General features: G+C 55.4%; 16 protein-coding genes and 4 tRNA genes. All 20 read right to left on the bottom strand.

Translation table 11 applies throughout. The annotated features are described in order from the left end of the window. Positions 1 to 6: 6 nt before the first annotated feature. Entirely contained in the window at positions 7 to 1200 is a 1194-nt protein-coding gene (tuf, locus tag RG836_RS15570) for an elongation factor Tu (protein ID WP_310847057.1), read from the bottom strand. Positions 1201 to 1231: 31 nt separating this feature from the next. Beyond that, complete coding sequence (fusA, locus tag RG836_RS15565; RefSeq protein WP_310847055.1) at positions 1232 to 3337, bottom strand: elongation factor G; 2106 nt, start codon at positions 3335 to 3337, stop codon at positions 1232 to 1234. A gap of 30 nt (positions 3338 to 3367) precedes the next feature. Next, positions 3368 to 3838 carry a 30S ribosomal protein S7 gene (gene rpsG / locus RG836_RS15560; protein WP_002555493.1) on the bottom strand — a complete coding sequence of 157 codons (471 nt, stop codon included), beginning with the start codon at positions 3836 to 3838 and terminating at the stop codon, positions 3368 to 3370. A 119-nt stretch (positions 3839 to 3957) separates the two neighbouring features. Next, a complete protein-coding gene (rpsL, locus tag RG836_RS15555) occupies positions 3958 to 4329 on the bottom strand; it encodes a 30S ribosomal protein S12 (protein WP_002555494.1) in 372 nt (123 codons plus the stop codon). A gap of 216 nt (positions 4330 to 4545) precedes the next feature. Beyond that, positions 4546 to 8745: a DNA-directed RNA polymerase subunit beta' gene (gene rpoC, locus RG836_RS15550; RefSeq protein ID WP_310847052.1), complete on the bottom strand. Its 4200-nt coding sequence runs from the start codon at positions 8743 to 8745 to the stop codon at positions 4546 to 4548. Between the two features lie 64 nt (positions 8746 to 8809). Beyond that, positions 8810 to 12883 (bottom strand): DNA-directed RNA polymerase subunit beta, encoded by a 4074-nt coding sequence (gene rpoB, locus RG836_RS15545; protein ID WP_310847051.1) that lies wholly within the window; start codon positions 12881 to 12883, stop codon positions 8810 to 8812. A 220-nt stretch (positions 12884 to 13103) separates the two neighbouring features. Then, complete coding sequence (rplL, locus tag RG836_RS15540; protein WP_008073881.1) at positions 13104 to 13469, bottom strand: 50S ribosomal protein L7/L12; 366 nt, start codon at positions 13467 to 13469, stop codon at positions 13104 to 13106. 80 nt (positions 13470 to 13549) lie between these two features. Further along, a complete protein-coding gene (rplJ, locus tag RG836_RS15535) occupies positions 13550 to 14050 on the bottom strand; it encodes a 50S ribosomal protein L10 (protein WP_310847047.1) in 501 nt (166 codons plus the stop codon). Between the two features lie 198 nt (positions 14051 to 14248). Continuing rightward, complete coding sequence (rplA, locus tag RG836_RS15530) at positions 14249 to 14944, bottom strand: 50S ribosomal protein L1 (protein WP_092306067.1); 696 nt, start codon at positions 14942 to 14944, stop codon at positions 14249 to 14251. Beyond that, positions 14944 to 15375, bottom strand: coding sequence for a 50S ribosomal protein L11 (gene rplK / locus RG836_RS15525; protein WP_095147410.1), 432 nt, complete (start codon positions 15373 to 15375; stop codon positions 14944 to 14946). Before rplK ends, rplA begins: the two co-directional genes overlap by 1 nt. A 116-nt stretch (positions 15376 to 15491) precedes the next feature. After that, a complete protein-coding gene (nusG, locus tag RG836_RS15520; protein WP_003186097.1) occupies positions 15492 to 16025 on the bottom strand; it encodes a transcription termination/antitermination protein NusG in 534 nt (177 codons plus the stop codon). A 9-nt stretch (positions 16026 to 16034) separates the two neighbouring features. Further along, entirely contained in the window at positions 16035 to 16403 is a 369-nt protein-coding gene (secE, locus tag RG836_RS15515) for a preprotein translocase subunit SecE (RefSeq protein WP_009045851.1), read from the bottom strand. A gap of 45 nt (positions 16404 to 16448) precedes the next feature. After that, a tRNA-Trp gene (locus RG836_RS15510) sits at positions 16449 to 16524 on the bottom strand. Between the two features lie 53 nt (positions 16525 to 16577). Continuing rightward, complete coding sequence (tuf, locus tag RG836_RS15505) at positions 16578 to 17771, bottom strand: elongation factor Tu (protein WP_310847039.1); 1194 nt, start codon at positions 17769 to 17771, stop codon at positions 16578 to 16580. Between the two features lie 83 nt (positions 17772 to 17854). Continuing rightward, a tRNA-Thr gene (locus RG836_RS15500) sits at positions 17855 to 17930 on the bottom strand. Positions 17931 to 17956: 26 nt separating this feature from the next. Next, positions 17957 to 18030, bottom strand: a tRNA-Gly gene (locus RG836_RS15495). A gap of 24 nt (positions 18031 to 18054) precedes the next feature. Further along, a tRNA-Tyr gene (locus RG836_RS15490) sits at positions 18055 to 18139 on the bottom strand. 142 nt (positions 18140 to 18281) lie between these two features. Continuing rightward, on the bottom strand, positions 18282 to 18710 hold the full coding sequence (locus RG836_RS15485; RefSeq protein ID WP_310847037.1) for a hypothetical protein: 429 nt from the start codon (positions 18708 to 18710) through the stop codon (positions 18282 to 18284). 7 nt (positions 18711 to 18717) lie between these two features. Next, complete coding sequence (locus RG836_RS15480; RefSeq protein WP_310847036.1) at positions 18718 to 19467, bottom strand: pantothenate kinase; 750 nt, start codon at positions 19465 to 19467, stop codon at positions 18718 to 18720. Then, a complete protein-coding gene (gene birA / locus RG836_RS15475; RefSeq protein WP_310847033.1) occupies positions 19457 to 20416 on the bottom strand; it encodes a bifunctional biotin--[acetyl-CoA-carboxylase] ligase/biotin operon repressor BirA in 960 nt (319 codons plus the stop codon). Before birA ends, RG836_RS15480 begins: the two co-directional genes overlap by 11 nt. Positions 20417 to 20495: the final 79 nt, after the last annotated feature.

The following is a 20495-nucleotide window of genomic DNA, read 5'->3' as shown; positions in this document are numbered from 1 at the left end:
CACTTATTAAGCGATGATTTTGGCTACGACGCCAGCGCCGACGGTACGACCGCCTTCACGGATAGCGAAACGCAGACCATCTTCCATTGCAATGGTTTTGATCAGGGTAACAACCATTTTGATGTTGTCGCCTGGCATTACCATTTCAACGCCTTCCGGCAGTTCGCAGTTACCGGTCACGTCAGTGGTCCGGAAGTAGAACTGTGGACGGTAGCCTTTGAAGAACGGAGTGTGACGACCGCCTTCTTCTTTGCTCAACACGTACACTTCAGCTTCGAAGGTAGTGTGCGGCTTGACCGAACCTGGCTTGACCAGAACCTGGCCACGCTCAACGTCGTCACGCTTGGTGCCGCGCAGCAGCACGCCGCAGTTCTCGCCAGCACGACCTTCGTCGAGCAGCTTACGGAACATTTCAACACCGGTGCAGGTGGTGACGGTAGTGTCACGCAGACCAACGATTTCCAGTGGATCCTGAACCTTGACGATACCGCGCTCGATACGGCCAGTTACAACAGTACCGCGACCGGAGATCGAGAATACGTCTTCGATTGGCATCAGGAACGGCTTGTCGATAACACGGACTGGATCCGGGATGTAGCCGTCCAGAGTCTCAACCAGTTTACGAACGGCAGTGGTGCCCATTTCGTTGTCGTCTTGGCCGTTCAGAGCCATCAGAGCGGAACCGATGATGATCGGAGTGTCGTCGCCCGGGAAGTCGTAAGTGCTCAGCAGATCGCGCACTTCCATCTCAACCAGTTCCAGCAGCTCAGCGTCGTCAACCATGTCAGCCTTGTTCAGGAAGACAACGATGTACGGAACGCCAACCTGGCGGGACAGCAGGATGTGCTCACGGGTTTGTGGCATCGGACCATCGGCGGCCGAGCAAACCAGAATAGCGCCGTCCATCTGCGCAGCACCGGTGATCATGTTCTTCACATAGTCAGCGTGACCTGGGCAGTCAACGTGAGCGTAGTGACGGATCAGCGAGTTGTATTCAACGTGCGCGGTGTTGATGGTGATACCACGAGCCTTTTCTTCCGGAGCGCTGTCGATTTTGTCGAAAGCAACAACGGCCGAACCGAAAACTTCGGAGCAGACGCGAGTCAGAGCAGCAGTCAGAGTGGTTTTACCGTGGTCAACGTGACCAATGGTGCCAACGTTGACGTGCGGTAGGGAACGATCAAATTTTTCTTTAGCCACGACAATTAACTCCTAGCCTAAAGGGGCTGAATCAGCCTTGTTTTTTGGTAACGGTTTCGACGATATGCGACGGAGCCGTATTGTATTTTTTGAATTCCATAGAGTAGCTTGCGCGACCTTGGGACATGGAGCGAACGTCGGTTGCGTAACCGAACATCTCACCCAACGGAACCTCGGCGCGAATCACTTTGCCGGAAACCGTATCTTCCATACCCAGGATCATGCCGCGACGACGGTTAAGGTCGCCCATCACGTCACCCATATAGTCTTCAGGCGTAACAACCTCTACTGCCATGATTGGCTCAAGCAACTCACCACCGCCCTTCTGGGCCAGTTGCTTGGTAGCCATGGAAGCAGCCACCTTAAACGCCATCTCGTTGGAGTCGACGTCGTGGTAGGAACCATCAAACACGGTCGCCTTCAGGCCGATCAGCGGATAGCCGGCAACAACGCCGTTCTTCATCTGCTCTTCGATACCCTTCTGGATAGCCGGGATGTATTCCTTAGGAACCACACCACCCACTACTTCGTTCACGAATTGCAGACCTTCCTGACCTTCATCAGCCGGCGCAAAACGAATCCAGCAGTGACCAAACTGGCCACGACCGCCGGATTGACGAACGAACTTGCCTTCGATCTCACAGTTCTTCGTGATGCGCTCACGATAGGAAACCTGAGGCTTACCGATGTTGGCTTCGACGTTGAACTCGCGGCGCATCCGGTCAACCAGGATGTCCAAGTGCAGCTCGCCCATGCCGGAGATGATCGTTTGACCAGTCTCTTCATCAGTCTTGACGCGGAAAGATGGATCTTCCTGAGCAAGTTTGCCCAGAGCGATACCCATTTTTTCCTGGTCATCCTTGGTCTTAGGCTCAACGGCAACCGAAATAACCGGCTCCGGGAAGTCCATGCGAACCAGGATGATTGGCTTGGCAGCGTCGCACAAAGTTTCACCAGTGGTGACGTCCTTCATGCCGATCAGGGCCGCGATGTCGCCAGCGCGTACTTCCTTGATCTCTTCACGGGCGTTTGCGTGCATTTGCACCATACGACCCACGCGCTCTTTCTTGCCTTTAACCGAGTTGATCACGCCGTCGCCGGAGGCCAACACGCCCGAGTAAACTCGAACGAAGGTCAAAGTACCCACGAATGGGTCGGTAGCGATCTTGAACGCCAGAGCCGAGAACGGCTCGTCGTCGTTCGCATGACGCTCCATTTGTTTTTCCTCGTCATCCGGGTCGGTACCCTTGATGGCAGGAATATCGGTCGGAGCCGGCAGGTAATCGATAACGGCGTCGAGAACCAGGGGAACGCCCTTGTTCTTAAAGGAAGAACCGCAAACAGCCAGAACGATCTCACCAGCGATAGTGCGCTGACGCAGAGCGGCCTTGATTTCCTCGTTGGTGAGCTCTTCACCTTCGAGGTACTTGTTCATCAGCTCTTCGCTGGCTTCGGCCGCAGCCTCAACCATGTTGCTGCGCCACTCGTCAGCCAGTTCCTGCATATCAGCAGGGATAGCCTCGCGACGTGGAGCCATACCTTTGTCTGAATCGTTCCAGTACACAGCTTCCATGGACATCAGATCGATCTGACCCTGGAAGTTGTCTTCGGAACCGATAGCCAACTGGATTGGCACCGGAGTGTGACCCAGACGCTGCTTGATCTGACCGATCACGCGCAGGAAGTTCGCACCAGCACGGTCCATCTTGTTCACGTAAACAAGACGTGGAACGCCGTATTTGTTGGCTTGACGCCATACGGTTTCCGACTGAGGCTCAACACCCGAGGTACCGCAGAACACAACGACCGCGCCGTCGAGAACACGCAGGGAACGCTCAACTTCGATGGTGAAGTCAACGTGGCCCGGGGTGTCAATGACGTTGAAGCGGTATTGATCTTTGTGCTGCTTCTCGGAACCCTGCCAGAAGGCGGTAATAGCAGCAGAAGTAATGGTAATACCACGCTCCTGCTCCTGAACCATCCAGTCTGTGGTCGCGGCGCCGTCATGCACCTCGCCCATTTTGTGACTTTTGCCAGTGTAAAAAAGGACGCGCTCGGTGGTGGTGGTTTTACCAGCATCCACGTGAGCAACGATACCAATGTTACGGTAGCGATTAATCGGTGTAGTACGAGCCATAAAGCCCTCGCAAAATGAGTGACGCTAAAATTAGAAGCGGTAGTGCGAGAAAGCCTTGTTGGCTTCAGCCATACGGTGCACGTCTTCACGCTTCTTAACTGCAGCACCTTTGCCTTCAGCAGCATCCAACAGCTCACCGGCCAAACGCAGGGCCATAGACTTCTCGCCGCGCTTACGGGCGAAGTCTACCAACCAGCGCATTGCCAGGGCGTTACGACGGGACGGGCGAACTTCGACCGGAACCTGGTAAGTAGCACCGCCTACACGGCGCGACTTCACTTCGACCAGCGGAGCGATGGCGTCGAGAGCTTTCTCGAAGATTTCCAGGGGATCGCTGTTCTTGCGTTCTTTAACCTTTTCCAGCGCGCCATAAACGATACGCTCGGCAACGGCTTTCTTGCCGCTTTCCATCACGTGGTTCATGAACTTGGCCAGGATTTGGCTTCCGTATTTTGGATCGTCAAGCACTTCGCGCTTGGCTGCTACGCGTCTTCTTGGCATGGATAAGCCCTCAAACGGTCTTCAGGTTCGCTCGGAATCGGTGCCCTTTCGGGACGCCTCCGACCTTACTCTTATCGACTCAGAAAAATAGATGATTCAGTTGTTACAAAAAGCCGCTACTACTTAGGCTTCTTGGTACCGTACTTCGAACGACCCTGGTTACGACCTTTAACGCCGGAAGTATCCAAAGAACCGCGAACGGTGTGGTAACGAACACCTGGCAAGTCTTTTACACGACCGCCGCGGATCAGGACCACGCTGTGCTCTTGCAGGTTGTGACCTTCACCACCGATGTACGAGGAAACCTCGAAACCGTTGGTCAGGCGCACACGGCATACTTTACGCAGTGCCGAGTTAGGTTTTTTCGGCGTAGTGGTATACACACGGGTGCATACGCCACGACGTTGCGGGCAGTTCTGCAGCGCAGGCACGTCGGATTTCTCGACGATACGCTTACGCGGCTGACGTACCAGCTGGTTGATAGTTGCCATCTACTAGCTCCACTGTTGTCTTGCGACGCTATTGTCTTGCAAGAAAAGCAAAATGGCAGGAACGAATTCCCGCCAAATTTAGGGGTACAAGAGTCTAAAGAGGATCTTGCCCCCAGTCAAGGCAAGGCCCCGACCTCCCCGCTCATCATACCTCGACAAAATGTCTCGATTCGATGAACGGGGCTGCCAGGGCCCGACGCTTACTTACCGCAGAACTCAGTTACCGCTCGAGTTCAGCGCTTCGGTCAGTGCAGCTTCCACTTCACTGGCGCTTACGCGCAACGGTTTGTCTGCATCACGACGACGCTTACGCTCGCTGTGATAAGCCAGACCGGTACCGGCCGGGATCAAACGACCCACAACCACGTTTTCTTTCAGGCCGCGCAGGTAATCGCGCTTGCCGGTAACGGCCGCTTCGGTCAGTACGCGGGTGGTCTCTTGGAAAGAGGCCGCCGAGATGAACGATTCGGTCGACAACGACGCCTTGGTGATACCCAGCAGAACGCGTGTGAACTTGGAGACAAACTTGTCTTCCGCGCCCAGACGCTCGTTCTCTACCAGTACGTGAGTCAGCTCCATCTGGTCGCCCTTGATGAAACTCGAATCGCCGGATTCAGCGATTTCAACTTTACGCAGCATCTGACGCAGGATGGTCTCGATGTGCTTGTCGTTGATCTTCACGCCTTGCAGACGGTAAACGTCCTGGATCTCGTTAACGATGTACTTGGCCAGCGCACTGACACCCAGCAAACGCAGGATATCGTGAGGATCGCTTGGACCGTCGGAGATGACTTCGCCACGGTTCACTTGTTCGCCTTCGAAGACGTTCAGGTGACGCCACTTCGGAATCAGCTCCTCGTACGGATCGGTACCGTCGTTCGGGGTAATGACCAGACGGCGCTTGCCCTTGGTCTCTTTACCGAAGGCGATGGTGCCACTGACTTCAGCCAGAATCGACGCTTCCTTCGGACGACGAGCTTCGAACAAGTCGGCAACACGCGGCAGACCACCGGTGATGTCACGGGTCTTCGAAGTCTCTTGCGGAATACGCGCGATAACATCACCGATCGCGATTTTCGCACCATCCGCCACACCGACCAGGGCGTTGGCTGGCAGGAAGTACTGAGCGATAACGTCAGTGCCTGGCAGCAACAGATCCTTGCCGTTGTCGTCGACCATTTTCACCGCAGGACGAATGTCCTTGCCCGCAGCTGGACGGTCTTTGGCGTCGAGGACTTCAATGTTGGTCATACCGGTCAATTCGTCAGTCTGACGCTTGATCGTGATGCCTTCTTCCATGCCCACGTAGGTCACGGTACCTTTCATTTCGGTAACGATTGGGTGAGTGTGCGGATCCCACTTGGCCACGATTGCGCCAGCGTCGACCTTGTCACCTTCTTTAACCGAAATCACAGCACCGTACGGCAGCTTGTAACGCTCGCGCTCACGACCGTAGTCATCAGCGATCGCCAGCTCACCGGAACGGGACACGGCAACCAGGTGGCCATCCACTCGCTCAACGTGCTTCAGGTTGTGCAGACGGACAGTACCGCCATTCTTCACCTGAACGCTGTCGGCCGCGGAGGTCCGGCTTGCCGCACCACCGATGTGGAACGTACGCATGGTCAGCTGGGTACCCGGCTCACCGATGGACTGGGCAGCGATAACGCCGACCGCTTCACCAATGTTCACCTGGTGACCACGAGCCAAGTCACGGCCGTAGCACTTGGCGCAAATGCCGTAGCGGGTTTCGCAGCTGATCGGCGAACGAACGATCACTTCGTCGATGCTGTTGAGTTCGATGAACTCGACCCACTTCTCGTCAACCAGCGTGCCGGCAGGAACGATAACTTCCTCGGTACCTGGCTTGAAGACGTCACGGGCAATGACACGACCCAATACGCGCTCACCCAGCGGCTCTACAACGTCACCGCCTTCAATGTGCGGTGTCATCAGCAGGCCGTGTTCGGTGCCGCAATCGATCTCGGTCACGACCAGATCCTGCGCCACGTCTACCAGACGACGAGTCAGGTAACCGGAGTTCGCGGTTTTCAACGCGGTATCCGCAAGACCTTTACGAGCACCGTGAGTCGAGATGAAGTACTGAAGTACGCTCAAGCCTTCACGGAAGTTCGCGGTAATCGGCGTCTCGATGATGGAACCGTCCGGCTTGGCCATCAGGCCACGCATACCGGCGAGCTGACGGATCTGCGCAGCAGAACCCCGTGCGCCCGAGTCGGCCATCATGTACATCGAGTTGAAGGACTCCTGGTCGACTTCGACACCATGACGATCGATGACCTTCTCTTTCGAGAGGTTGGCCATCATCGCCTTGGAAACTTCGTCGTTCGCCTTGGACCAAAGGTCGATTACTTTGTTGTACTTCTCGCCCTGGGTTACCAGGCCGGAGGCGTACTGGCTCTCGATTTCCTTCACTTCGTCGGTAGCAGCACCGATGATGCGGGCTTTTTCATCCGGGATAACGAAGTCGTTAACACCGATGGAAACGCCGGAAATGGTCGAGTAAGCAAAACCGGTGTACATCAACTGGTCAGCGAAGATTACGGTCTCTTTCAAACCAACCACGCGGTAGCACTGGTTGATCAGCTTGGAGATCGCCTTTTTCTTCATTGGCAGGTTGACGACGTCGTACGACAGACCTTTTGGCACAACCTGGAACAACAGCGCACGGCCGACAGTGGTGTCGACGATACGGGTGTTGGTCACGCTGCCGCCGTCACGATCGTTGACGGTTTCGTTGATCCGCACTTTGACCTTGGCGTGCAGTGCGGCTTCGCCGGCACGGAACACACGGTCAACTTCCTGCAGATCCGCGAACACACGACCTTCGCCCTTGGCGTTGATCGCTTCACGAGTCATGTAGTACAGACCCAATACAACGTCCTGCGACGGAACGATGATTGGCTCACCGTTGGCTGGCGACAGAATGTTGTTGGTCGACATCATCAACGCACGCGCTTCCAGCTGGGCTTCCAGTGTCAGCGGTACGTGCACGGCCATTTGGTCGCCGTCGAAGTCGGCGTTGTACGCAGCGCAGACCAGAGGGTGCAGCTGGATAGCCTTACCTTCGATCAGTACCGGTTCAAACGCCTGGATACCCAGACGGTGAAGGGTCGGTGCACGGTTGAGGAGAACCGGGTGTTCGCGAATCACTTCAGCGAGAACGTCCCAAACCTCTGGCAGTTCACGCTCGACCATTTTCTTGGCTGCTTTGATGGTGGTCGCGAGACCACGCATTTCCAGCTTGCCGAAAATGAACGGCTTGAACAGCTCGAGCGCCATCTTCTTCGGCAGACCGCACTGGTGCAGACGCAGGGTCGGACCTACGGTAATTACCGAACGACCGGAGTAGTCAACACGCTTACCGAGCAAGTTCTGACGGAAACGACCTTGCTTACCCTTGATCATGTCAGCCAGGGATTTCAGAGGACGCTTGTTGGAACCGGTGATAGCGCGGCCACGACGACCGTTGTCGAGCAGTGCATCGACGGCTTCCTGCAACATACGTTTTTCGTTGCGCACGATGATGTCCGGAGCGGACAGATCCAGCAGGCGCTTCAAACGGTTGTTACGGTTGATCACTCGACGATACAGATCGTTGAGGTCGGAAGTCGCGAAGCGACCGCCATCCAGCGGGACCAGTGGACGCAAATCTGGCGGCAGAACCGGCAGAACGGTCAGCACCATCCACTCTGGCAGGTTGCCGGAACCCTGGAAGGCTTCCATCAACTTCAGACGCTTGGACAGCTTCTTGATTTTGGTTTCGGAGTTGGTTTGCGGAATTTCTTCGCGCAGACGACCAATCTCGTGCTCCAGGTCGATAGCGTGCAGCAGTTCGCGGACAGCTTCGGCACCCATGCGGGCATCGAAATCGTCGCCGAACTCTTCCAGCGCTTCGAAGTACTGCTCGTCGTTCAGCAGCTGACCTTTTTCAAGGGTGGTCATGCCTGGATCGATAACGACATAGCTCTCGAAGTAGAGAACGCGTTCGATATCACGCAGGGTCATGTCCATCAGCAAACCGATACGCGACGGCAGCGATTTTAGGAACCAGATGTGGGCAACCGGCGAAGCCAGTTCGATGTGCGCCATGCGCTCACGACGAACCTTGGCCAGAGCGACTTCAACGCCGCACTTCTCGCAGATCACGCCGCGATGCTTCAAGCGCTTGTACTTACCGCACAGGCACTCGTAATCCTTTACCGGGCCAAAGATCTTGGCGCAGAACAGGCCGTCACGCTCAGGTTTGAACGTACGGTAGTTGATGGTTTCCGGCTTTTTAACTTCACCGAACGACCAAGAACGGATCATCTCAGGCGATGCCAACCCGATACGGATGGCGTCGAACTCTTCGACTTGACCCTGGTTTTTCAGCAAATTCAGTAGGTCTTTCAAGGCCTTTCCTCCTGGCGGAGCAGAGAGCGGGCAATCCTGCCCCGCTCTCGATTCGCGTCACGTGTTATTCGGTTTCCAGATCGATATCGATGCCGAGGGAACGAATTTCCTTGATCAACACGTTGAAGGACTCGGGCATGCCCGGCTCCATACGGTGATCGCCGTCCACGATGTTTTTGTACATCTTGGTCCGACCGTTCACATCGTCCGACTTCACTGTGAGCATTTCTTGCAGAGTGTAAGCAGCACCGTATGCTTCCAGTGCCCAGACCTCCATCTCCCCGAAACGCTGACCACCGAACTGTGCCTTACCACCCAGCGGCTGCTGGGTAACCAGGCTGTAAGAACCGGTAGAACGAGCGTGCATCTTGTCGTCTACCAAGTGGTTCAGCTTCAGCATGTACATGTAGCCAACAGTAACCGGGCGCTCGAACTTGTTGCCGGTACGGCCGTCGGTCAGCTGCATCTGGCCGCTTTCTGGCAGGTCCGCCAGTTTCAGCATGGCCTTGATTTCGCTTTCCTTGGCGCCGTCGAACACTGGAGTGGCCATTGGAACGCCGCCACGCAGGTTTTTCGCCAGATCCAGAATTTCCTGGTCGGAGAAGCTATCCAGATCTTCGTTACGACCGCCGATCTGGTTGTAGATCTCATCCAGGAATTTGCGAAGATCTGCAACTTTACGCTGCTCTTCGACCATCCGGTTGATCTTCTCGCCCAAGCCTTTGGCCGCAAGGCCCAGGTGGGTTTCAAGGATCTGACCAACGTTCATACGCGAAGGTACGCCCAACGGGTTGAGGACGACGTCGACCGGGGTGCCATTGGCATCGTGTGGCATGTCTTCAACCGGCATGATCACAGAGACCACACCCTTGTTACCGTGACGACCGGCCATCTTGTCGCCCGGCTGGATGCGGCGACGGATTGCCAGGTAAACCTTGACGATTTTCAGCACGCCTGGAGCCAGGTCATCGCCCTGCTGCAGTTTGCGCTTCTTGTCTTCGAACTTGTCGTCCAGCAGACGGCGACGATCAACGATGTAGGCCTGAGCCTTCTCGAGCTGCTCGTTCAGAGCATCTTCAGCCATGCGCAGTTTGAACCACTGGCCGTGCTCAAGACCGTCGAGGACTTCGTTGGTGATCTCCTGACCTTTCTTCAGACCGGCGCCGCCTTCGGCTTTATGGCCGACCAAAGCGGAACGCAGACGTTCGAAAGTCGCGCCTTCAACGATACGGAACTCTTCGTTCAGGTCCTTGCGGATCTCGTCGAGCTGAGTCTTCTCGATCGACAGCGCGCGAGCATCACGCTCTACGCCGTCACGGGTGAAGACCTGTACGTCGATGACAGTACCTTTGGTGCCAGTCGGCACGCGCAGGGAGGTGTCTTTAACGTCGCTGGCTTTTTCACCGAAGATGGCACGCAGCAGTTTTTCTTCCGGAGTCAGTTGGGTCTCGCCTTTCGGAGTGACCTTACCCACCAGGATGTCGCCTGCGCCAACTTCAGCACCTACGTAAACGATACCGGCTTCGTCCAGCTTGTTCAGTGCAGCTTCACCCACGTTCGGGATGTCTGCAGTGATTTCCTCTGGCCCAAGCTTGGTGTCACGCGCCACACAGGTGAGTTCCTGAATGTGGATCGTGGTGAAACGGTCTTCCTGAACCACACGCTCGGACAGGCAGATGGAGTCTTCGAAGTTGAAGCCGTTCCACGCCATGAAAGCGATGCGCATGTTCTGACCCAGAGCCAGCTCACCCATGTCGGTGGACGGACCGTCGGCCATAATGTCGCTACGCTGAACCCGATCACCTTTACGCACCAGCGGACGCTGGTTGATGCAGGTGTTCTGGTTGGAGCGGGTGTATTTGGTCAGGTTGTAGATGTCGACACCGGCTTCGCCGGTTTCAACTTCGTCATCGGCAACACGAACCACGATACGGCTGGCGTCGACAGAGTCGATCACGCCACCCCGACGAGCCACGACGCAAACGCCGGAGTCACGGGCAACGTTACGCTCCATGCCAGTACCGACCAGGGGCTTGTCAGCACGCAGGGTTGGCACAGCCTGACGCTGCATGTTCGAACCCATCAACGCACGGTTGGCGTCGTCGTGCTCGAGGAACGGGATCAGCGACGCGGCAACCGATACAACCTGCTTCGGCGAAACGTCCATCAAGGTGACGTCTTCCGGCGCCTTGACGGTGAACTCGTTCAAGTGACGAACAGCTACCAGCTCGTCGATCAGGACTTTCTTGTCGCTCATCGTGGCCGAAGCCTGGGCGATCACGTGATCGGCCTCTTCGATAGCGGAGAGGAACACGATCTCATCGGTGACCAAAGCGTCTTTCACCACACGGTACGGGCTCTCGAGGAAACCGTACTGGTTGGTGCGCGCGTAGGCGGCCAGGGAGTTGATCAGACCGATGTTCGGACCTTCCGGCGTTTCGATCGGGCAAACACGACCGTAGTGAGTCGGGTGTACGTCACGAACTTCAAAGCCTGCGCGCTCACGAGTCAAACCGCCCGGGCCGAGTGCAGAGACACGACGCTTGTGGGTGATCTCGGACAGCGGGTTGTTCTGGTCCATGAACTGCGACAGCTGGCTGGAACCGAAGAACTCTTTCACCGCCGCAGCCACTGGCTTGGCGTTGATCAGGTCTTGCGGCATCAGGCCTTCGCTTTCAGCCATCGACAGACGCTCTTTGACCGCACGCTCAACACGTACCAGGCCAACGCGGAACTGGTTTTCGGCCATTTCGCCTACGCAGCGAACACGACGGTTACCCAGGTGGTCGATGTCATCGACGATGCCTTTGCCGTTACGGATGTCGACCAGAGTCTTCAATACCGCGACGATGTCTTCCTTGCACAGCACGCCCGAACCTTCGATCTCTGTACGACCGATACGCCGGTTGAACTTCATCCGGCCGACCGCGGACAGGTCATAGCGCTCTGGGCTGAAGAACAGGTTGTTGAACAGTGTTTCAGCAGCGTCTTTGGTTGGCGGCTCGCCCGGACGCATCATGCGATAGATCTCGACCAGCGCTTCCAATTGGTTGCTGGTGGAGTCGATCTTCAGCGTGTCGGAGACGAACGGACCGCAGTCGATATCGTTGGTGTACAGAGTTTCGATGCGCACGACACCGGCCTTGGCAATTTTCGCCAGGATTTCGGTGTTCAGCTCGGTGTTGCACTCTGCCAGGATTTCGCCGGTAGCCGGATGCACGATGACCTTGGCGGTGGTGCGACCCAGGACGTAGTCCAGAGGCACTTGCAGCTCTTTGATCCCGGCTTTTTCCAGCTGGTTGATGTGGCGAGCGGTGATACGACGACCTTGCTCGACAATAACCTTGCCTTTGTCATCCAGGATATCCAGGACGGCAATTTCACCACGCAGGCGCTGAGGCACCAGTTCCAGGCTGAGGTTTTCACCTTGCACGTGGAAGACGTTGGTGGTGTAGAACGCGTCCAGCACTTCTTCAGTGGTATAGCCGAGCGCGCGCAGCAATACCGATGCAGGCAGCTTGCGACGACGGTCGATACGCACGAATACGCAATCTTTCGGGTCGAACTCGAAGTCCAGCCACGAGCCGCGGTAAGGAATGATGCGAGCCGAGTACAACAGTTTGCCGGAGCTGTGCGTCTTGCCACGGTCGTGGTCGAAGAACACGCCCGGGGAACGGTGCAGCTGGGAAACGATTACACGCTCGGTACCGTTGATTACGAAGGTACCGTTCTCAGTCATCAGGGGAATTTCACCCATGTAGACTTCTTGCTCTTTGATGTCCTTGATCGCTTTGTTCGACGATTCTTTGTCGAAAATGATCAGGCGCACTTTTACCCGCAAAGGTACGGCGTAAGTTACACCACGCAACACGCATTCTTTGACATCAAATGCCGGTTCGCCCAGGCGATAACCGACGTACTCCAGCGCAGCATTGCCGGAGTAGCTGATGATCGGGAAAACGGATTTGAAGGCCGCATGCAGGCCCACGTCGCGGAACTGATCTTTAGTCGCTCCCGCTTGCAAGAATTCACGATACGAATCCAGCTGGATGGCCAGGAGGTACGGCACATCCATGACGTCCGGCAACTTGCTAAAGTCCTTGCGGATACGTTTTTTCTCAGTATATGAGTAAGCCATCAGCGTTCCCCAGCTTGGTCACCTGCTTGTTTGGCCCCTCCCGACGGGAGCAGCCAGAAAATCGTGCAAACCCCATGGTTTGCGCCACCACATCGGGTGGTTACAGCTCGTTACCGGCACCGACCCAGTCGGCTGCCAATAACGGAAAAAGGCCGGTGGCAAGAGCCACCAGCCATCAGCCTTTTGCTTTACGCTCGGGCTGGAGGAGCAAAGTCGATGCTTACTTCAGCTCGACTTTAGCGCCTGCTTCTTCCAGAGTGGCCTTGGCTTTGTCAGCTGCGTCTTTCGACACTGCTTCCAGAACCATTGCCGGAGCGCCGTCAACTACTGCCTTGGCTTCTTTCAGGCCCAGACCGGTCAGTTCACGTACTGCCTTGATCACGTTAACTTTCTTCTCGCCAGCTTCGGTCAGCATAACGTTGAATTCAGTTTGTTCTTCAACAACGGCAGCAACAGCAGCTGGACCAGCGGAAGCAGCGGCAGCGGAAACGCCGAACTTCTCTTCCATGGCCTTGATCAGCTCAACGATTTCCAGAACGGATTTTTCGCCGATTGCTTCGATGATTTGGTCGTTAGTCAGAGACATGACTATAAATTCCTGTATTGGGGTGACAGCCTACGCGGCCATCGAAATAAACAATAAACGCTGAAAGGAGACGCCGAGCCTTAAGCTGCAGCTGCTTCTTTCTGGTCGCGAAGTGCCGCCAGAGTACGAGCCAATTTGCTGGTTGCGCCTTGAATCACGCTCATCAGCTGAGAAATTGCTTCGTCACGGGTCGGCAGGCTTGCCAGTACGTCGATCTGATTAGCTGCGAGGAACTTGCCCTCGAACGCAGCTGCCTTGATCTCGAACTTATCCTGACCTTTTGCGAACTCTTTGAAGATACGAGCAGCAGCGCCCGGATGTTCTTTCGAGAATGCAATCAAGGTCGGGCCAGTGAACACGTCGTTGAGCACGTCATATTGAGTGCCAGCAACGGCGCGCTTGAGCAGAGTGTTACGTACAACACGTACGTAAACGCCAGCTTCACGAGCCTCTTTACGGAGTCCGGTCATAGCGCCTACTGTCACACCACGGGCATCAGCCACAACAGCGGACAGGGCAGCCAGGGCAGCCTCGTTGACTTCAGCGACGATGGCCTTCTTGTCTTCGAGTTTAATTGCCACGGGTTTAACTCCTGCTTGTTACCGTTTCATCCAACCGAGGCCGGATGTCGTTTTGGTGTCTGATTCGGTAAGGAACCGGGAGCACCATCTGCGTAGGCTTGTGGTTTAAGACTTGCGTCGCCTACGGTCTTGGATAGCCCCCGCCAGGCAGGGACCCCAATCTTGCAACTGGCGCGATCGCTCGCGCCAATCTGTGTCTTATACGTCCAGCGAGCCTTGGTCGATGACCAGACCTGGGCCCATAGTGGTGCTCAGGGTAACGCGCTTCACGTAGATACCTTTCGAGGAAGCTGGCTTGATACGCTTCAGATCAGCGATCAGGGCTTCAACGTTTTCCTTCAGCTTGACGGCGTCAAAGCCGACTTTGCCAACGGAGGTGTGGATGATGCCGTTTTTGTCGGTGCGATAACGAACCTGACCAGCCTTGGCGTTTTTAACCGCGTTGGCGACGTCTGGAGTTACGGTACCGACTTTAGGGTTAGGCATCAGACCACGTGGACCGAGGATCTGACCCAACTGACCCACAACGCGCATGGCATCCGGGGATGCGATCACTACGTCGTAGTTCAGGTCGCCGCCTTTCATTTCAGCAGCAAGGTCGTCCATACCAACGCGATCGGCGCCGGCAGCCAGAGCAGCTTCAGCAGCTGGACCCTGGGTGAACACAGCAACGCGAACGGTCTTGCCAGTGCCGTGTGGCAGCACAGTAGCGCTACGTACGACCTGGTCGGATTTACGCGGGTCAACACCCAGATTGACAGCGACGTCTACCGACTCGCTGAACTTGACGGTCGACAGCTCGGTCAGGAGAGCGGCAGCGTCAACGAAGCTGTAGGCTTTGCCCGCTTCGATTTTGCCGGCGATAGCCTTTTGGCGCTTGGTCAGCTTAGCCATTACACACCCTCCACGTTAAGGCCCATGCTACGAGCAGAACCGGCGATGGTACGCACGGCTGCTTCCATATCAGCTGCAGTCAGATCCGCGTTTTTGGTTTTCGCGATTTCTTCCAGCTGAGCACGGGTAACGGTGCCAACCTTAACGGTGTTTGGACGAGCGGAACCGCTAGTCAGACCAGCAGCTTTCTTCAGCAGAACCGAAGCAGGGGTCGACTTGGTTTCGAACGTGAAGCTACGGTCGCTGTATACAGTGATGATCACTGGAGTCGGCAGACCTGCTTCGAGACCCTGAGTACGGGCGTTGAAAGCCTTGCAGAATTCCATGATATTCACGCCGTGCTGACCCAGTGCTGGACCGACGGGTGGGCTAGGGTTGGCCTGAGCGGCCTTCACTTGCAGCTTGATGTAAGCGGTAATCTTCTTGGCCATGTGGCACTCCAATTACGGGTTCGAACGCCTCGAAAGGCTCCCCGGTTACTTGCGCGTTTATCCCAGTGACGACAAAACCCCACAGCCTAGGCTGCGGGGTTGGGATGCTTGTTCAGCTAGACCTTTTCGACCTGGCTAAACTCAAGCTCTACCGGAGTAGAGCGTCCGAAAATCAGCACTGCGACCTGGATCCGGCTCTTTTCGTAGTTAACTTCTTCAACCGTACCGTTGAAATCAGCGAACGGACCGTCAGTGACTCGCACCACCTCACCCGGTTCGAACAACGTCTTCGGCTTCGGCTTGTCGCTACCATCAGCAACACGGCGCAGAATTGCTTCTGCTTCTTTATCTGTGATCGGTGCAGGCTTATCAGCAGTACCGCCGATGAAACCCATCACCCGAGGAGTATCCTTGACCAAGTGCCAAGTACCCTCGTTCATGTCCATTTGGACCAGCACATAACCTGGGAAGAATTTGCGCTCGCTTTTGCGTTTCTGGCCATTACGCATTTCAACCACTTCTTCAGTGGGAACCAGAATTTCGCCGAAGCCATCTTCCATGCCAGCCAGCTTTACGCGCTCTACCAACGAGCGCATGACATGCTTCTCGTAACCCGAGTAAGCATGCACAACGTACCAACGCTTAGCCACGGGACACCCTTAGCCGACAATCAAGGAAACAAGCCAGCCGAGCAGGGAATCAAGCCCCCACAACAGCAACGCCATAACCAGGACAACAGCCACAACGATCAACGTGGTCTGCGTGGTTTCTTGGCGAGTTGGCCATACGACTTTACGAATCTCGGTGCGAGCTTCCTTAACCAGTACAAAGAAAGACTTGCCCTTGGCTGTTTGCAGGCCTACAAAGGCAGCTACAGCAGCGATGGCAAGCAAAGCAAGTACGCGGTACAGGATCGGCGAAGCAGAGTAGTACTGATTGCCGACAACGCCAACAACCACCAAAGCGACTACTACAAGCCACTTGAGCAGATCGAAGCGAGAGCCTTGAGCTTCAGCTTTAGGAGTCATCTATGAAGATCCTGTGAAAAGAAAGCCAGACACACCAAGTGAATCTGGCAGGTCAGGAGGGAATCGAACCCCCAACCTACGGTTTTGGAGACCGTCGCTCTGCCAATTGAGCTACTGACCTAAAACAAAATCAGGCCGACCATTATGCCGGCCCGAAAAAGACATTACAACTGTTTACTCGATGACCTTGGCTACGACACCCGCGCCGACGGTACGACCGCCTTCACGAATAGCGAAACGCAGACCATCTTCCATCGCGATGGTTTTGATCAGGGTAACGATCATCTGAACGTTATCACCCGGCATCACCATCTCAACACCTTCTGGCAACTCGCAGTTACCGGTCACGTCAGTCGTACGGAAGTAGAACTGTGGACGGTAGCCTTTGAAGAATGGCGTATGACGACCACCCTCTTCTTTGCTCAGAACATAAACTTCAGCAGTGAACTTGGTGTGCGGCTTGACGGTACCCGGCTTGACCAGTACCTGACCACGCTCGACATCATCACGCTTGGTGCCACGCAGCAGTACGCCACAGTTTTCACCAGCGCGACCTTCGTCGAGCAACTTGCGAAACATCTCAACACCAGTGCAGGTTGTCTTGACCGTGTCACGCAGACCAACGATCTCAACCTCTTCCTGGATGCGAACAATGCCCCGCTCAACACGACCAGTCACAACAGTACCGCGACCCGAGATCGAGAATACGTCCTCGATCGGCATCAGGAACGGCTTATCAATTGCGCGCTCTGGCTGCGGAATGTAGCTATCAAGCGTCTCGACCAACTTCTTGACGGCGGTAGTACCCATCTCGTTGTCGTCTTGACCATTAAGAGCCATCAAAGCAGAACCGATGATGATTGGAGTATCGTCACCAGGGAAATCATAAGTGCTCAACAGATCGCGCACTTCCATCTCAACCAGTTCCAGCAGCTCAGCGTCGTCAACCATGTCAGCCTTGTTCAGGAAGACAACGATGTACGGTACGCCAACCTGGCGGGACAGGAGGATGTGCTCACGGGTTTGCGGCATCGGACCATCAGCGGCCGAGCAAACCAGAATAGCGCCATCCATCTGAGCAGCACCGGTGATCATGTTTTTTACGTAGTCAGCGTGACCAGGGCAGTCAACATGTGCGTAGTGACGCACAGCCGAATCGTATTCCACGTGAGCGGTGTTAATGGTAATACCGCGAGCTTTTTCTTCTGGGGCGCTATCGATCTTGTCGAAGTCAACCTTGGCCGAACCGAACACTTCGGAGCAGACGCGGGTCAGAGCGGCCGTCAAGGTTGTTTTGCCGTGGTCTACGTGACCAATGGTACCAACGTTGACGTGCGGCTTGTTACGTTCGAACTTTTCCTTAGCCATCGAAATCACCCTCAGGAGAAGAATTAAGCATTCACACTAGCCATTAAAACAAAGGCAGATATTTTCATATCTGCCTTGTTATATGGAGCTCTTGAGCGGATTTGAACCGCTGACCTCACCCTTACCAAGGGTGTGCTCTACCAACTGAGCTACAAGAGCAAAACACACTGCACAACCTGCAAACCTGGAGCGGGTAGCGGGAATCGAACCCGCATCATCAGCTTGGAAGGCTGAGGTTCTACCACTAAACTATACCCGCGTAAGCTTGCAGCTCACGCTAAAATGGTGGAGGGGGAAGGATTCGAACCTTCGAAGTCATAGACGTCAGATTTACAGTCTGATCCCTTTGGCCGCTCGGGAACCCCTCCTAAGCGAGCCGGCATTCTATACTACGCCGGCCTTCTGTCAAGCATTTTCTCATTAAAAACCTGAGGTTAGCTGCGTTGACGCTGCTTTGCACGTACAACCTGTTAAGGTGTTCACTGCGAAGCGGGCGCCATTCTATGCAACCTATTCCGCAGTTGCAACCCCCTCGCAAGGCATTATTTTATGTTTTAACTCATTGAATTCCTTAGCAAGGTTCAGCAACAGCAATTCATCTACTGCGGGACGCCCCTCTGCCGAGACGCGCAACCAATACCCTTCAGAATCCGGAAGCGACGCTGTCAGATGTTGCACCCGAATATTCAGCCCTCTTAAACGCTGCTCAACGGCCCTCAAGGTCTCTTGGCGTGCAAAACCACCCAAGAACAGACAACCAGCTTCTTCTTCGGCACGCCTTCCCTTGTCCGCAGTCTCGCTCAAGAGCCGGATATCCTGCTGAGAACCGCGATATAAGTTAAGGGGGGTGACATCCTTAGCGCGAAGTGGGGCCTCCTGCTGATGCCAGATGTAATAAAACCCATTGAGGACGATCAGTAGCAAAAATAACCAACGCATACAAACCTCAAACCAGGGGACAAGCCATTGCGAGACCGACAAACACCAAATCCGGTACTAGTTTGGCTTGCGGCACTACAGCGGCAACCAGAGCCGCATCACCTCCAGTGAGGAATACTGTGAAATCATCCCCCCAATAACTGGTGGCAAGCTCGAGCTGGGTCAGCACAAACCCCCTCAACATAAGTGAACACCCACGCTCGACAGCCTCTACCGTTGAACGGCCAGGTGCGAGATTCTCCACGGCGCGCGATGCTGCCACGTCGTCATAACGAATACGGCGGGTATGAGTCCGCAATTGATTACGCATGAGCGGCATACCAGGGCAGATATACCCTCCCAAGTGTTCGCCGTCCGAAGCAACAAAGTCAGAAGTCAGCGCTGTGCCGAAATCGAGAACGAGGCAGGCGCGAGACGCGAGATGAAACGCCCCCAGCATTGCCAGCCAACGATCCAGCCCCAGGCGCTCGAACTCCTCGTATCCATTTCGCACCCCGGAGGTGACACGCGCAGAAGTCGCGCACAAGACGTTGATGCCGAACTCGCGACCAAGCATGAGTGTAAGTGCTTGCGTCTCTTCGTTAGTACGCACGCTTACCAGGCGACAATGCTTAAGCGCGAGACCTGGAACATTCCTCAGGCATACAAGTAGTGCTGCATCGGAATCGACCGTCCCCTCCGAAATCAGGCGCACCTCATCCAGATGAAGGACGCGCCATTTGATGAAACTGTTTCCGCAATCAAGCTCAAGAATCATCGCGCAACCTCAGACTGAGCTCACCACCGCTAAAGGTTTTTTCCACACCCGCCACATTTAAACGCAGTGCCCCCTGATTATCGATGCCGATCACCACGCCATCTGTTTGGCTGCTACCAGCAATCAGCGAAACCGCGCGCCCCTGCCAGAGGTGATGGGCTTCCCACTCAGCCTGAATTTCAGCAAAGCCCGACTTTCGATGACGATCGAGGTATTGCTGCAGCTTTGCGCCGAGCAGCGCTACGAGCCGATTGCGATCAAGCATGCGGCCGGTCTCCAAACGCATGGACGTCCACTGTTGATCGACCTTTTCAGCCACCTGCATATTTACGTTTATACCTACACCTAGGACGACGTGACACACATCGGCCGGATCGCCGACGAGCTCCAAAAGAATACCGGCGATTTTTTTGCTACCAACCAACACATCGTTTGGCCACTTAAGGCCTACGCCGGCAATGCCCAGCTCGCGCAATGTATGCATGACGGCCAAACCGACGACTAGACTCAATCCCTCAAGCTGCCGCATTCCACCATCGACGCGCAGGACCAGGCTGTAATAAACATTTTCCGCAAACGGGCTAACCCATTTCCGACCTCGCCGTCCGCGCCCCGCCGTTTGCCGCTCCGCAATCACAACCAGCGGCGCGGGTACACCACGATCAATCGCCCTCAATGCCTCAGCATTGGTTGAGTCGATGGAATCGAAAACCTGCAATGACCAGCCCGAACCGGACGACTGGAGCGCGATCTCGTCAGCATCCAGGAATGAAAGGGGGGCGGCCAATTGATAACCACGACCGCGCACCTTGTGTATTGGAATGCCCAGCTCGGCCTCCAGGTGTTGTAGCTGTTTCCACACAGCACTGCGGCTCACCCCCAGCGAGGCGCCCAACGCCTGGCCCGAATGAAATCGCCCATCCTTCAGAAGCTTCAACAACGTCAGCATGCAGGTCTCGCCTCACAATGAGGCCCGCATGATAGCCATGCCTCGAGCCGCTGCATAGAAAGGCCAGCACTGGATTTTC

This window comes from Pseudomonas rhizozeae, assembly GCF_031583775.1.
Classification (GTDB): Bacteria; Pseudomonadota; Gammaproteobacteria; order Pseudomonadales; family Pseudomonadaceae; genus Aquipseudomonas.
Note: the sequence above shows the minus strand (reverse complement) of the source record. Positions and strands in the feature narration are given on the sequence as shown.

What these genes read in the sequence shown, in the direction of transcription:
- tuf (WP_310847039.1), bottom strand. Translation starts at nt 17,771, where the DNA reads ATGGCTAAGGAAAAGTTCGAACGTAACAAGCCGCACGTCAACGTTGGT.
- RG836_RS15485 (WP_310847037.1), bottom strand. Translation starts at nt 18,710, where the DNA reads ATGCGTTGGTTATTTTTGCTACTGATCGTCCTCAATGGGTTTTATTAC.
- fusA (WP_310847055.1), bottom strand. Translation starts at nt 3,337, where the DNA reads ATGGCTCGTACTACACCGATTAATCGCTACCGTAACATTGGTATCGTT.
- rpsG (WP_002555493.1), bottom strand. Translation starts at nt 3,838, where the DNA reads ATGCCAAGAAGACGCGTAGCAGCCAAGCGCGAAGTGCTTGACGATCCA.
- rpsL (WP_002555494.1), bottom strand. Translation starts at nt 4,329, where the DNA reads ATGGCAACTATCAACCAGCTGGTACGTCAGCCGCGTAAGCGTATCGTC.
- rplL (WP_008073881.1), bottom strand. Translation starts at nt 13,469, where the DNA reads ATGTCTCTGACTAACGACCAAATCATCGAAGCAATCGGCGAAAAATCC.
- secE (WP_009045851.1), bottom strand. Translation starts at nt 16,403, where the DNA reads ATGACTCCTAAAGCTGAAGCTCAAGGCTCTCGCTTCGATCTGCTCAAG.
- rplK (WP_095147410.1), bottom strand. Translation starts at nt 15,375, where the DNA reads ATGGCCAAGAAGATTACCGCTTACATCAAGCTGCAAGTGAAGGCCGCT.
- birA (WP_310847033.1), bottom strand. Translation starts at nt 20,416, where the DNA reads ATGCTGACGTTGTTGAAGCTTCTGAAGGATGGGCGATTTCATTCGGGC.
- RG836_RS15480 (WP_310847036.1), bottom strand. Translation starts at nt 19,467, where the DNA reads ATGATTCTTGAGCTTGATTGCGGAAACAGTTTCATCAAATGGCGCGTC.
- rplA (WP_092306067.1), bottom strand. Translation starts at nt 14,944, where the DNA reads ATGGCTAAGCTGACCAAGCGCCAAAAGGCTATCGCCGGCAAAATCGAA.
- rpoB (WP_310847051.1), bottom strand. Translation starts at nt 12,883, where the DNA reads ATGGCTTACTCATATACTGAGAAAAAACGTATCCGCAAGGACTTTAGC.